This is a genomic window from Lelliottia sp. RWM.1 (assembly GCF_016859735.1).
Classification (GTDB): Bacteria; Pseudomonadota; Gammaproteobacteria; order Enterobacterales; family Enterobacteriaceae; genus Enterobacter.
Genome location: NZ_WLVC01000017.1, coordinates 1 through 14,361 on the forward strand (window position 1 = coordinate 1; position 14,361 = coordinate 14,361).

The window sequence follows — 14,361 nt, forward strand, 5'->3', positions numbered from 1 at the left end:
TGTTAGGGCGTGGCTGGTAAGAGAGCCTTACAGGCGCATCAGAAAAACCTCCGGCTATGCCGGAGGATATTTATTATGTGCTTAGAACACGTTAAACGGGTATTCCACGTAAGCGCGGATTTCATTCCCGCCGACGTTGTAATCGCTGGCATTGCTGGAAACGCGCAGCACGGAATAACGTAATTTCAGTTTCAGATCTTTCGCCGGGCCATTCTGGACCTGGTACTGAACCTGGTTAAACCATTCATGTTCTTTACCGTTGCTGGTTTCAGACGTTTTGATGTTATCGCCACGAACATAAGCGGTCGTCCAGCTCAGGCCAGGTAAGCCGAGGCCGGCAAAATCCAGCCCATAAGAGGCTTGCCAGGAACGTTCGTCTTCACCATTAAAATCAGACCAATAGGAGTTCGCCAGCCAGATCGTGTTGCCACCATCACCGACGCCACCCTGGTCGCGGTAACTGCCGTAATGGTAACCGGTACTGCCGCTGCTCTGCTGATACGCCACCTTAAAGGTATGAATATCCCAGATATAGCTGGCTGCAAGGCTCCAGATACTGTTGCTGCGTCCGGTGTCGAGGCTATTCGCATAACCTTGATCCAAACGGGAGTTATAGCCGTTGAAGTCGAGAACCAGTTGCTGTCCGGTGCTGAAGGGTTGTTTGAAGTTCATGCCCAGGTACTGCTTGTTCAGCACTTCTTCAACGTGAGAAGCATACAACGCACCGCTAAACTGGTCGTTGAACTGGTAGCTTGCACCGCCGAAGGAGAGGCTCTTCAGCCCACTGTCATGACGATCGTCACTTTTGCGCTGTTCATCGGTGAAATAACCGGCGTTGATGTCCAGCCCGTCGAGCTCTTTTGACGTCAGCATTGCGCCGGTATAGCTCTCAAACAGCAGGCGAGAGCTGTCTGAATTCACAATGGGCAGTTCCGGGCGCTGATTACCGTAGCTCAGTACGGTGTTGGAGATGCGCATTTTGGCCGTCGCGCCAAACTTTGCCAGGTCTGATTTTGCCCGGCCATCATCTTCTTGTTTGAAGAAGTCGATACCGCCAGCGCCGCTCTTGCCGCGGCCACCGTCCAGACGCACGCCATACTGGGCAATACCATCAACGCCGAAACCAATCAGCCCTTCGGTATAACCGGATTCGAATGTTGCCACAATGCCCTGGCCCCATTCGGCTTTATCCTGCTGACCCTGATGATAATCACGGCCAATATAGGCATTGCGTAAAAATAGATTTAAATGGCTGTCATCAACAAATCCATTGCTATCCGATTGCTGGTTTGCCAGAGCAGGTATTGATGCGAATAAACTTAATACAATTAATGATAATTCTTTTTTCACGGAGGGAACTTCTCTTTCTGGATAATATCAAATTGTTCTGTTGCGTAATGAATAGTTACCTGAATAGATAATGATTGCAATCATTATGTGAATGCATGTTTTACGCCATCGCTCAGCCCGCAAGGGATAGCGGTGAGAGGGTAGACTATGGTTTATTTTGGCGATATACCTCCGTGCAGAGATACCATCGGCGGTCAATATAAAGAATGAGATATTACGCTGTGGTAAGTTTATATTTCGAATAAAACACTTCTGGTCTGTTGGTTAGTTATTGGCATTCTGTGCGTTTAAATTAACAATAGATGCTTTATAGAAAAGGAGGCAATATTGCCTCCTTACTTACTTAATTTATTTAATTCCGTCTGCCGCCATGCGGTCACGAATATGTTGAGCTCGCGCTTCTGAGGCCGGATGATCGTCAAACATGGAGCTTTGACGTCCTTCTTCCAGTTTTGCCAGTTTCTCAAAGCTGGTGGCTAAGCCTGACGGGTTGATGCCACGCTTGCGCAACAGGTTATAAGAATAGTCATCGGCTTCAGATTCCTGGCGCTGTGAGAACTGGGAGTTGACCAGCTTTTCACCCAAATCACCCAACTGAGATTGCGATAAACTGCCGACAATTCCGCCCGCGGAGGCTGCTGCTGCGCGGACGGCGTTTGTACCTAGCGCCACCTGCATGCCTTTCTTCACATGACCCAGTGCGACGTGACCCATTTCATGGCCGATCACCGCTTCGACTTCGTTATCGTCCATCATGTCCATCAGCCCGCTATACACGCGGATACAGCCGTTAGCCATGGCGAACGCGTTTACATCTTTCGCAACATAAACTTTGTAGTTCACCGGCTGACCATTGATATTGTCACCTAACGCAGAGGCGATCTTATTCAGACGCTGCGTGTAAGTGCTGTTGGCCGGTGCGATGGTAGCTTTATTGTCCATCTCTTTACAGGCCTGATCGCTTAACGTTTTCACCTGGGCATCGCTCAGGGAATACGCCTGAAAAGCTTCTGCGCCTGAGGTCATCAAGCCGTTAGAGTCCATATTCTGACAGCCGCTCAGCAGGAGCGTTGTACCAAAGGCCAGCACAATTGCACGCATTTTCATGATGTTGCTTCCGTACTTGTTAATCTGAATTAAATCTGAAAAATGCACCGGTAGCGAAACCGGAGTGGGCTAAGTATAAGGAAGAATGAGAGTGGCGGGCGAGTAGATTGCGCAACATGCGAGCATGATCCAGAGATTTCTTAAGCTGCAAAAGAATGCTCCATGTACATGCTTTCTCGCTTGGGTTACATTGTTGGCACTTTTTTCCGGCATAGCCCAAAACGCGCTGTCGTCAAGGGCATGGCCTTTAACAGTCCGATCTGGAGTTAAAATGTCCTCACGTAAAGAGCTTGCTAATGCTATTCGTGCGCTGAGCATGGACGCAGTACAGAAAGCCAAATCCGGCCACCCGGGCGCCCCTATGGGTATGGCTGACATTGCCGAAGTCCTGTGGCGTGATTTCCTGAACCATAACCCGCAGAACCCATCCTGGGCTGACCGTGACCGTTTCGTGCTGTCTAACGGCCATGGCTCCATGCTGATCTACAGCCTGCTGCACCTCACCGGGTACGATCTGCCGATCGAAGAGCTGAAAAACTTCCGTCAGCTGCACTCTAAAACGCCAGGTCACCCTGAAGTGGGTTACACCGCTGGCGTTGAAACCACCACCGGGCCACTGGGTCAGGGTATTGCGAACGCTGTCGGTATGGCAATTGCGGAGAAAACACTGGCTGCGCAGTTCAACCGTCCTGGTCACGACATCGTTGACCACTTCACCTATGCGTTCATGGGTGACGGCTGCATGATGGAAGGCATTTCTCACGAAGTGTGCTCCCTGGCAGGAACCTTGAAACTGGGCAAACTGGTTGCGTTCTATGACGACAACGGTATCTCCATCGATGGTCATGTTGAAGGCTGGTTCACTGACGATACCGCGAAACGTTTTGAAGCCTACGGCTGGCACGTTGTACGTGGTGTTGATGGCCACGATGCTGACTCGATTAAACGTGCGGTTGAAGAAGCTCGTGCAGTGACCGACAAACCGTCCCTGCTGATGTGCAAAACCATCATCGGTTTCGGTTCACCGAACAAAGCAGGTACGCACGATTCCCACGGTGCACCACTGGGTGATGCTGAAATCGCGCTGACCCGTGAAGCTCTCGGCTGGAAACACCCGGCATTCGAAATCCCGTCTGACATCTATGCTCAATGGGATGCAAAAGAAGCCGGCCAGGTGAAAGAAGCCGCATGGAACGAGAAATTTGCGGCCTATGCAAAAGCCTTCCCGCAGGAAGCGGCTGAATTCACCCGTCGTATGAAAGGTGACATGCCAGCTGATTTCGATGCGAAAGCGAACGAGTTCATCGCTAAATTGCAGGCGAATCCATCTAAAATTGCCAGCCGTAAAGCGTCTCAGAATGCTATCGAAGCCTTTGGTCCTTTGCTTCCTGAATTCCTGGGCGGTTCTGCCGACCTCGCTCCATCTAACCTGACTATCTGGTCTGGTTCTAAAGCAATTAACGAAGATACTGCCGGTAACTACATCCATTACGGTGTACGTGAATTCGGTATGACTGCGATTGCGAACGGTATCTCCCTGCACGGCGGTTTCCTGCCGTACACCTCTACTTTCCTGATGTTCGTTGAATATGCGCGTAATGCCGTGCGTATGGCTGCGCTGATGAAACAGCGTCAGGTGATGGTCTACACTCATGACTCTATTGGTCTGGGTGAAGATGGTCCAACTCACCAGCCGGTAGAGCAGGTTGCTTCCCTGCGCGTTACTCCAAACATGAGCACATGGCGTCCATGTGACCAGGTTGAATCTGCAGTTGCGTGGAAATACGGTGTAGAGCGTCATGACGGTCCAACCGCGCTGATCCTCTCTCGCCAGAACCTGGCTCAGCAGGAACGTACTCCAGAGCAGTTGGCTAACATTGCTCGCGGTGGCTACGTGCTGAAAGATTGTGCTGGTCAGCCAGAACTGATCTTCATCGCTACCGGTTCTGAAGTTGAACTGGCTGTTGCAGCCTGGGACAAACTGTCTGCAGAAGGCGTTAAAGCGCGTGTGGTTTCCATGCCGTCCACTGATGCGTTCGACAAGCAGGATGCGGCGTACCGTGAATCTGTACTGCCGAAAGCCGTTTCTGCTCGTGTCGCAATCGAAGCAGGTATTGCAGACTACTGGTTCAAATATGTAGGCCTGAACGGCGCTATCGTCGGGATGACCACTTTCGGTGAATCAGCGCCAGCAGAACTGCTGTTTGAAGAGTTCGGTTTCACTGTTGAAAACGTTGTCGCGAAAGCGAAAGAACTGCTGTAATTCGGCATCATAAACAGGGACTCCTTAGCGTAATGTCAATTAGTTAAGGAGTCGCGACCGACAAGTAACGGTGTAAGGATCCGTAATCTTTTTAGGGATTACGGATTTTTTTACTACTTAACTAAGTTCTCAATACTATTCATAAATTCAATAAGTAATAATTTCCTTCTCTTTCTTCTCTTTCTTCTCTTTCTTCTCTTTCTTCTCTTTCGTTTTCAAGTTTTTAACTGACAAGCATCAGATGTTTCAGTGTCTTTTTTAAATCTCCATTATTATTTTATTGGATTATTTAAAAATAAATTTGAAGGCCGTGTCTTATTGATGTGTTTTTTGAATTGAATCATGCCACATGAGTATATTAATGGATTATATATTTAAGGGGGTTATATTTATGTGGTTGATTATTCATGGGGTGATTAATTATGTGTTGAGTATGCGGGTTCGGAAAGAAATAAAATATTTAGGGGTTGTGTAATCGAACTAACAAATATACTCTTCGCCGATTAATGTGAAATTCTCTTTCATGGAGCGTAGAGATGAAACTTTATGGCGGAAAGTTGCTTGCTGCAATTCAGATAGTCCTGCAATTATGTCCATCTTCCTTTTTATTATATTTAGCACCAACCGGGAATGTCAGTGCACAGGAGTTAGTTCGTGCTGATGAATCCTCACAGAAACAGACTGAAAACAGTGTTGCAAAGGCCACAATACAGGCTGGAACGCTATTAAGTAACGACAATGCAGGGGAGCTAAGTCAGGCAGTAGTGTCTACCACGACAGGTATGGCTTCTGAAGAGCTACAGCAGTGGTTAAATCAGTTTGGTACGGCGCGAGTGAACATCAGCACAGATGAGCATTTCACATTAAATGACTCTGCACTGGATGTATTGTTGCCGATTTATGATTATAAGGAAAATCTGCTATTTACCCAACTGGGTGGTCGTCGCCATGATGAACGTAATATTATTAATGCTGGTATAGGTTATCGTTATTTCTCTGACAAATGGATGCTGGGAACTAATGTTTTTTATGACCGCCAGATCTCAAGTGTTCAACATGATCGTTTGGGCTATGGGGTAGAGTTAGGTTGGGATTATATTAAGCTCTCTGCTAATGGTTATATTCGTCTGAGTGACTGGATGTCCTCATCCCGTTATACCGATTATAATGAACGTGTTGCTAATGGTTTCGATATTCGGGCTGAAGGGTATTTACCCGCTTGGCCACAGCTTGGCGCAAATGTTATTTATGAGCAATATTATGGTAACAGCGTGGGATTGTTTGGTGATGATGACGATTTTCGGCAGAAAAACCCACATGCTATTACGCTTGGACTGAACTATACCCCGTTTCCTTTGCTGACGCTTGGTATGGACCAGAAATGGGGTAAAAATGGTGAGAACGATACCCAGCTTAATCTGACGTTCAACTGGCTCATGGGAATGCCGTTAAGCAACCAGTTAGATAGCTCTGTGGTGGCACAACGTCGCTCGCTTATGGGGAGCCGACAAGATCTGGTCGCGAGAAACAATAATATTGTGCTGGAGTATCGCAAACAGGATCTGATCTCGCTGACGCTCCCTTCTTCTTTGGAAGGGAAAGAACAATCCAGACAGAATATCAGCGCGAAGGTTAAAACTAAATATGGCCTTGACCATATTGAATGGCAGGCGGCATCCTTCCTGAATAATGGCGGAAAAATTGTCCAGGGTAGTGCTCCGGATCAGTTTGTCCTGACCCTACCCGCGTGGCAGGGCAATGGTATCAATAGTTACACGTTGATGGGGACGGCATGGGATAAAAATGGCAATAAATCAAATGCCAGCGAGATGAAGATCAATATCAGTGGCATTGATATTACTGTTCTCCAGTCTTCTGTTGCTGTGACTCCGGGTAAGGTTCCAGCCGATGGAGTGAGTACTGCCACGGTTACAGTGAGCCTTAAAACCAGCCAAGGAGCTAGTGCAGCAGGATTGGCTTCGCGTTTGACCACCACACTATCCCCCTCAACAACGGTTGATCCTGGTATTGCGGGTCTGCTGAAAAAAGCCACTATGACAGATTATAGTGAAACTGCGCCAGGAGAGTACGTAGCGACGCTTACATCAGGCAACCAACCTGAAACGTTGCTTATTCAACCACTGATTGACGGAACGGAAAGACTGGCTAGCACAAAATTGATCGAAGAGGCAGTTGAGACACTTCCACAACTTGCCGGGCTCGATATTTCAGCTACGAGCGCCCAGGCGAGTGGGGCTGCGCCAATAATGTTGATGGCGCATGTTACTGACCAGTACGGCCGGGCATTGAAGGGTATTGCCGTCAACTGGGTTGCGGATTCCACGCAGGTAACGCTGTCTTCATCCCGGGTCTCGACCAATGAACAGGGAGACGCGCAGATTCAGGTCACGAGTAATGCCATATTGAACACAATCATAACCGCACAGTTGGAGAAAGGGGCATCATTAAGTTCGCCTGTGTTGAGTTTTGTGGCGGACACTGCGACGGCCAAAGTAGTCTCTATTGACAGTGAAAAACAGCAGATTATTGCGAATAATAACGACACCAGCATGCTCACGGCCTTGGTGATAGATGATTTTAATCACCCTCTGGAAGGTGTAACCGTTAACTGGACTGTAGAGAAAACAGATAACACCCGTATTGGAAGCCAATCGTCATTAACTGACAGGCAGGGAAAAGCGACGTTTGCATTGAAGTCGGCAAAAGCGGGAACAGTGACAGTAACTGCGGATGTGAACGGAAAATCGCCGCAGAAAACAGAGTCTATTACCTTTGTTGCTGACAGTAGTACGCAGAAGATTAGTGCCATTTCTGCGAGTAAAACGCAGGCTATTGCTAATGGTAATGACGGCATTACATATACTGCTATCGTGACAAATGCGAAGGGTGAAACACTGAAAAATATGAGGATATTCTGGTCATCTGATACCCAGAATACCCGGTTCAGCGAGACAGAGACTACCAGCGATGAGAATGGTCGTTCGCAAGTAGCGGTGATGTCAACCAGCGCTGGTAGTATGGTTATCTCTGCTCGCACGCAAGAAAGCACTGCGCTTCAGGCTGAGCGGGTGATGTTTGTCGCCGATGCGACGACAGCTAAACTGGCGAATATTGTCACAGATCGCCAGAGCGTTGTCGCCAATGGAAAAGAAGTTATTATCGTCAGCGCAACTGTCACTGATGCCGACGGTAATTTGCTGGAAGGGGCTGAGGTTAACTGGAGCGTCTCACCTTCTGGCGCAGAAATGTCGGTACAGAAGAGTAAAACCAACAGAAGTGGCGTCGCTCAGGTACAGGTGTCCTCGAAAGTGGCGGGTAGCTATGGCGTGGATGCTGGCATTAATGGTGCTTCGCAGCGTTTGTCCGGGCTAAATTTTACGGCTGACCGCACTTCTTCGCAGCTGAGGACATTGGTTGCCGATAAGTTGACTGATATTGTTGCCGATAAGGATAGTGTGGCCTTGACGGCTAGTGTGATGGACGCAAACAACAACCCGGTTTCGGGTGTGACGGTAAACTGGAGCAGTAGCGAAATCAGTAGTAGTTTCAGCCACGTGTCGTCCGTAACGGATGAAAATGGGCGGGCGGTGACGGCATTTTCTAGTCTGAAAACAGGGAGTATTACTGTAAATGCTACGGCAGGTGTAAGCAGTCAGTCGCAAATACTGCATGTGATTGGGAATACCGGAACGGCGCAAATCAATACTGTTACTGCGGGTAATTCACAGGCCATCGCAGATGGCGCTTCATCAGTTATGTGGACCGCGGATATCACAGATGCCAACGGTAATGTGCTGAAAGGGGTGACGGTAAACTGGACAACGGATAATCAAAATATACAACTGTCTTCTGTAAATAGCATCACATCAGATAGCGGTAAAGCGAGTGTCAGCGGCACGTCAGTTAAAGCTGGAAGTGTGAAACTGATGGCCTCGCTGGTCTCGCCAGCGGGCCAGCGTAGCGCGAATGTCGTCACTTTTATCGGTAATGCCAAAACGGCGAAAGTCGTCAAACTGATCGCCAGTACTGACCACGTAGCGGCTAACACCACACCTATTATCTATATGGCTACTATTACAGATGCTAACGATAATCCATTGAAAGGGGAAACGGTCTCATGGACGACCACTATAAATAAACTTTCTGCTACGACCAGCAATACGAATGATAAAGGTGAAGCGGCGATACAAGTGTCCGGTTCTGACTTTGGCAAGGTAACAGTTACGGCCAGTATTAATGGTAGTAATATTTCAAACTCCTCTGCCGTATTTATGGGGACGATTGACGATACGTGGAATATTCCCAGCGCTGCTCAGTCCAGTGCTTACACAGGAGAAACGATTTATAACTTTCTCAACCTTGGTTTTGTTGTAACCGGAGACACTACGGGTCCTGCATCCTTAATATGGACACATAATTATGGGGCGTATTCAGTATTGACAGCTAAGCTGACAGATGAAAAAGGCAACATTCAGACTGTTACGTTCAGAGGACAGGTATCGAACAGATGTACTTTCTTTGAATTTAACAATGCTTCAGGGTGCACAGCACCGGGTAATGCACCGAAGATTACCTACATACCAGAAGATGGAAATAACGCCTCGCTGCCTAAGGGGAATTATCGTGGTGTCATTACATTTAATGGTCGTGACTGGCATACCTCCTGGGCGCTGAACTATACCATTACAACGACGCTGAAAGTGAACTAACCTTATCTCTCCCGCAGCGCCAGCATCTGCTGCGGGAGAGCTATATAAGTATGAAACCAGCACATATGAGTGAGTAATGCTTCAACATAATTTTCCTCCGTACCTTCATCTGCTTTTGTCGGCATCAAACAGTAAAATGTGACGCAAGTCAGATAAATTGCGAATCCACCTGGACAGACATTCCTTTTATTCCTTGTTTCGCTTATTCTTGCTGAAGCGTTTCAGTTGATTAAGTGTTCGACAATTGACCAATCAGTCGCAGTTTGTGACAGGCGAGGATTCCCCTCTGAGCATAGCTGGATTACTCTTTCAGCCACCTCAAACTCAGGGATAGCCTTGCAGGAGATCTATGACCGTACGCGTAGCGATTAATGGTTTTGGTCGCATCGGGCGTAACGTGGTTCGTGCTTTATATGAATCCGGACGTCGGGCGGAAATCACCGTGGTGGCCATCAACGAACTGGCGGATGCCGAAGGCATGGCGCATTTGTTGAAATATGACACCAGCCATGGACGTTTTGCATGGGATGTTCGCCAGGAGCGTGAACAGCTCATGGTTGGCGACGACGTCATTCGCATTCTGCACGAACGTACGCTCAATGCACTTCCCTGGCGGGAACTGGGTATTGATGTCGTACTGGACTGTACCGGTGTATACGGTAATCGCGAGCACGGCGAGGCGCATATCGCCGCTGGTGCGAAGAAAGTGCTCTTTTCACATCCCGGCAGCAACGACCTCGACGCTACAGTTGTATTTGGTGTTAATCAGGAGCAATTACGTGCGGAGCATCGCATTGTTTCTAACGCCTCTTGCACAACAAACTGCATAATACCCGTCATTAAATTACTGGATGATGCTTACGGTATCGAGTCTGGGACCGTTACGACGATCCACTCCGCCATGCATGATCAGCAGGTGATCGACGCCTATCATCCCGATTTACGACGCACTCGCGCCGCAAGCCAATCGATCATTCCTGTGGATACGAAGCTGGCTGCGGGGATCACCCGTATTTTCCCGCAGTTTAACGACCGTTTTGAAGCGATTGCGGTAAGAGTTCCGACGATTAACGTCACTGCAATTGATCTCAGTGTAACGGTGAAAAAACCGGTAAAAGCCTGTGAAGTCAACCTGTTGCTGCAAAAAGCGGCACAGGGTGCATTTCATGGTATAGTTGACTATACGGAATTACCGTTGGTCTCAGTAGATTTTAACCACGATCCGCACAGTGCCATCGTTGATGGTACACAAACGCGCGTCAGTGGCGCACACCTTATCAAGACGCTGGTCTGGTGTGATAACGAATGGGGCTTTGCTAACCGAATGCTCGACACCACGTTAGCAATGGCCGCTCAAGGTTTCAGGTAAGACGCATTGTGCGTCTGCAAAACTTTAAGAATCAACGAGAGGATTCACCATGTCTGTAATTAAGATGACCGATCTGGATCTGGCTGGTAAACGCGTTTTCATCCGTGCTGATCTGAACGTACCGGTTAAAGATGGCAAAGTGACCAGCGATGCGCGTATCCGTGCTTCTCTGCCAACCATCGAACTGGCACTGAAGCAGGGCGCTAAAGTGATGGTAACCTCCCACCTGGGTCGTCCGACTGAAGGCGAGTACAACGAAGAGTTCTCTCTGCTGCCGGTTGTTAATTACCTGAAAGACAAACTGTCCAGCCCGGTTCGCCTGGTGAAAGATTATCTGGATGGCGTTGAAGTGGCTGCAGGTGAACTGGTTGTTCTGGAAAACGTTCGCTTCAACAAAGGCGAAAAGAAAGACGACGAAGCGCTGTCTAAAAAATACGCTGCACTGTGCGACGTATTCGTAATGGATGCTTTCGGTACGGCTCACCGTGCACAGGCTTCCACTCATGGTATCGGCAAATTTGCTGACGTCGCTTGCGCAGGTCCACTGCTGGCTGACGAACTGGAAGCGCTGGGCAAAGCCCTGAAAGAACCTGCTCGTCCAATGGTCGCTATCGTTGGTGGTTCTAAAGTGTCTACCAAACTGACCGTTCTGGATTCTCTGTCCAAAATCGCTGATCAGCTGATCGTGGGTGGCGGTATCGCAAACACCTTCGTTGCTGCTCAAGGCCACAACGTCGGTAAATCCCTGTACGAAGCAGACCTGGTTGATGAAGCGAAACGCCTGCTGACGACCTGTGATATCCCAGTCCCAACGGATGTTCGCGTAGCGACTGAGTTCTCCGAAACGGCGACCGCTACTCTGAAATCTGTAAACGACATCAAAGATGAAGAGCAGATTCTGGATCTGGGTGACGTTTCTGCACAGAAACTGGCTGATATCCTGAAAAACGCCAAAACCATTCTGTGGAATGGCCCGGTTGGTGTGTTCGAGTTCCCGAACTTCCGTAAAGGGACTGAAATCGTTGCTAACGCCATCGCAGATAGCGAAGCGTTCTCTATCGCTGGCGGCGGTGATACCCTGGCAGCTATCGACCTGTTCGGTATTTCCGACAAAATCTCCTACATCTCCACTGGTGGCGGTGCATTCCTCGAATTCGTGGAAGGTAAAGTCCTGCCAGCAGTAGCAATGCTCGAAGAGCGCGCTAAGAAGTAAGCCATTCAAGGGCAGGGAAACCTGCCCAATTTTCAGCGTGCTTTTTAGAGCCCGCACCTTTTCTAACGGCCGAAGATACAGGACTACGTAACATGTCTAAAATTTTTGATTTCGTAAAACCTGGCGTGATCACTGGTGATGACGTTCAGAAAGTGTTCCAGGTAGCTAAAGAAAACAACTTTGCTCTGCCAGCAGTTAACTGCGTGGGGACCGACTCCATCAACGCCGTACTGGAAACCGCTGCAAAAGTTAAAGCACCGGTTATCGTTCAGTTCTCCAACGGTGGCGCTGCGTTCATCGCAGGTAAAGGCGTGAAAACTGACGTTCCTCAGGGTGCTGCAATCCTGGGTGCAATCTCTGGTGCACATCACGTTCACCAGATGGCTGAGCACTACGGTGTTCCTGTTATTCTGCACACTGACCACTGCGCGAAGAAACTGCTGCCGTGGATCGATGGCCTGCTGGACGCGGGTGAAAAACACTTCGCTGCGACCGGTAAACCGCTGTTCTCTTCTCATATGATCGACCTGTCTGAAGAGTCCCTGCACGAAAACATCGAAATCTGCTCCAAATACCTGGCACGTATGTCCAAAATGGACATGACCCTGGAAATCGAACTGGGTTGCACTGGTGGTGAAGAAGACGGCGTAGACAACAGCCACATGGACGCTTCTGCTCTGTACACCCAGCCAGAAGATGTTGATTACGCGTACACCGAGCTGAGCAAAATCAGCCCACGTTTCACCATCGCGGCATCTTTCGGTAACGTGCACGGCGTGTACAAACCAGGTAACGTTGTTCTGACTCCAACTATCCTGCGCGATTCTCAGGACTATGTTTCTAAGAAACATAACCTGCCGCACAACAGCCTGAACTTTGTATTCCACGGCGGTTCCGGTTCTTCTGCTCAGGAAATCAAAGATTCCGTAAGCTACGGTGTGGTGAAAATGAACATCGATACCGATACCCAGTGGGCAACATGGGACGGCATCCTGGGCTACTACAAAGCTAACGAAGCTTACCTGCAGGGTCAGTTGGGTAACCCTAAAGGCGAAGATCAGCCGAACAAAAAATACTACGATCCACGCGTATGGCTGCGTGCTGCACAGACCTCTATGATCACGCGTCTGGAGCAGGCATTCAAAGAACTGAACGCGGTTGACGTTCTGTAATTTGAGTCGCTAAATGCCTCGGAGAGGTCCGCAATTGCGGGCCTTTTTTTATGCATTTTCAACAGCCTGTCCTCGCTGTTTTTGTGATCTGTTTGGCAAATCCCTCTCTTTTTGTTTACCCTTTACTCACCTGCCTGTCTCCATGGGGGATGGATTTTTGTGATTTGGTTTAGCATAAGGAAGAATGAATGGAACAACTCGACGTCGTAGACAGCATCAATAACGCGGGCTCCTGGCTGGTGCGCAATCAGGAATTACTGTTGAGCTATGCCGTGAACATCGTCGCGGCAATCGCCATTATTATCGTCGGGATGCTCGTGGCACGCATCGTATCGAATACCGTGAATCGTGTGATGCGGGCTCGTCAGATTGATGCCACAGTCGCTGATTTTCTCTCCGCACTGGTGCGCTACGGGATTATTGCATTTACCTTGATCGCCGCACTTGGGCGCGTAGGTGTACAGACTGCATCGGTTATCGCTGTACTTGGTGCTGCGGGTTTGGCTATTGGTCTGGCATTGCAGGGGTCATTGTCGAACCTCGCCGCAGGCGTATTGCTGGTGACTTTTCGTCCATTCCGATCAGGGGAATATGTTGATCTGGGCGGTGTTGCCGGAACGGTATTACAGGTGCAGATTTTCTCTACCACGATGCGTACTACCGATGGGCGTATTGTTGTTGTGCCGAATGGGAAAATTATCGCGGGGAATATTATTAACTTCTCCCGTGAGCCGGTTCGCCGCAATGAGCTGATTATCAGTGTGGCGTATGATTCGGATATCGATAAGGTTAAATCGCTGATTTCAAATATAATCGCTTCTGACGATCGTATTCTGAAAGATAAAGAGCAGACCGTTCGTTTGAATGAGCTGGGTGCATCTTCCATTAATTTTGTCGTGCGCATCTGGAGCAAAAGCAGCGATCTGCAGAACGTCTACTGGGATGTGCTGGAGCGCATTAAACGTGATTTTGATGCCAACGGTATCAGCTTCCCGTATCCGCAGATGGATGTGAATGTAAAACGTGTGAAAGAAGGCGAGTAATCCTTTTTCCTCAGGCCCGGTCAGCATAACGCTACCGGGCTTTTTATTAGTGATACTAATCTGTGATTAATATTATCAATTTCCTCTAATGACACTCTCGCAGTATAGTCAGCA

At 48.7% G+C, this 14,361-nt stretch carries 8 protein-coding genes; 6 read left to right on the plus strand and 2 right to left on the minus strand.

Features of this window, described 5'->3' with window-relative positions; all coding sequences use genetic code 11:
* Positions 1 to 81 precede the first annotated feature (81 nt).
* The gene (locus tag GF617_RS13700) at positions 82 to 1,350 is read right to left on the minus strand and encodes an OprD family outer membrane porin (protein WP_181620697.1); all 1,269 of its coding nucleotides are present in this window, start codon (positions 1,348 to 1,350) and stop codon (positions 82 to 84) included.
* Between the two features lie 348 nt (positions 1,351 to 1,698).
* Complete coding sequence (locus GF617_RS13705) at positions 1,699 to 2,457, minus strand: M48 family metallopeptidase (protein WP_181620696.1); 759 nt, start codon at positions 2,455 to 2,457, stop codon at positions 1,699 to 1,701.
* A 271-nt stretch (positions 2,458 to 2,728) separates the two neighbouring features.
* Between GF617_RS13705 and tkt the strand changes: the two genes are divergently transcribed.
* The 6 genes from tkt (at position 2,729) to GF617_RS13735 (ending at position 14,247) form a co-directional block, all read left to right on the plus strand.
* The gene (gene tkt / locus GF617_RS13710; RefSeq protein WP_181620695.1) at positions 2,729 to 4,720 is read left to right on the plus strand and encodes a transketolase; all 1,992 of its coding nucleotides are present in this window, start codon (positions 2,729 to 2,731) and stop codon (positions 4,718 to 4,720) included.
* 536 nt (positions 4,721 to 5,256) lie between these two features.
* Positions 5,257 to 9,450: an Ig-like domain-containing protein gene (locus GF617_RS13715; RefSeq protein WP_203451842.1), complete on the plus strand. Its 4,194-nt coding sequence runs from the start codon at positions 5,257 to 5,259 to the stop codon at positions 9,448 to 9,450.
* Positions 9,451 to 9,799: 349 nt separating this feature from the next.
* Positions 9,800 to 10,819 carry an erythrose-4-phosphate dehydrogenase gene (epd, locus tag GF617_RS13720; RefSeq protein WP_181620693.1) on the plus strand — a complete coding sequence of 340 codons (1,020 nt, stop codon included), beginning with the start codon at positions 9,800 to 9,802 and terminating at the stop codon, positions 10,817 to 10,819.
* Between the two features lie 49 nt (positions 10,820 to 10,868).
* A complete protein-coding gene (gene pgk / locus GF617_RS13725) occupies positions 10,869 to 12,032 on the plus strand; it encodes a phosphoglycerate kinase (RefSeq protein WP_100779013.1) in 1,164 nt (387 codons plus the stop codon).
* Positions 12,033 to 12,124: 92 nt separating this feature from the next.
* Complete coding sequence (gene fbaA, locus GF617_RS13730) at positions 12,125 to 13,204, plus strand: class II fructose-bisphosphate aldolase (RefSeq protein ID WP_181620692.1); 1,080 nt, start codon at positions 12,125 to 12,127, stop codon at positions 13,202 to 13,204.
* Between the two features lie 188 nt (positions 13,205 to 13,392).
* The gene (locus tag GF617_RS13735) at positions 13,393 to 14,247 is read left to right on the plus strand and encodes a small-conductance mechanosensitive channel MscS (protein ID WP_181620691.1); all 855 of its coding nucleotides are present in this window, start codon (positions 13,393 to 13,395) and stop codon (positions 14,245 to 14,247) included.
* Positions 14,248 to 14,361: the final 114 nt, after the last annotated feature.

Bases quoted from the DNA above. Each gene is read 5' to 3' on its own strand.
- GF617_RS13705 (WP_181620696.1), bottom strand. From the start codon at position 2,457: ATGAAAATGCGTGCAATTGTGCTGGCCTTTGGTACAACGCTCCTGCTG.
- tkt (WP_181620695.1), top strand. From the start codon at position 2,729: ATGTCCTCACGTAAAGAGCTTGCTAATGCTATTCGTGCGCTGAGCATG.
- GF617_RS13715 (WP_203451842.1), top strand. From the start codon at position 5,257: ATGAAACTTTATGGCGGAAAGTTGCTTGCTGCAATTCAGATAGTCCTG.
- epd (WP_181620693.1), top strand. From the start codon at position 9,800: ATGACCGTACGCGTAGCGATTAATGGTTTTGGTCGCATCGGGCGTAAC.
- pgk (WP_100779013.1), top strand. From the start codon at position 10,869: ATGTCTGTAATTAAGATGACCGATCTGGATCTGGCTGGTAAACGCGTT.
- fbaA (WP_181620692.1), top strand. From the start codon at position 12,125: ATGTCTAAAATTTTTGATTTCGTAAAACCTGGCGTGATCACTGGTGAT.
- GF617_RS13735 (WP_181620691.1), top strand. From the start codon at position 13,393: ATGGAACAACTCGACGTCGTAGACAGCATCAATAACGCGGGCTCCTGG.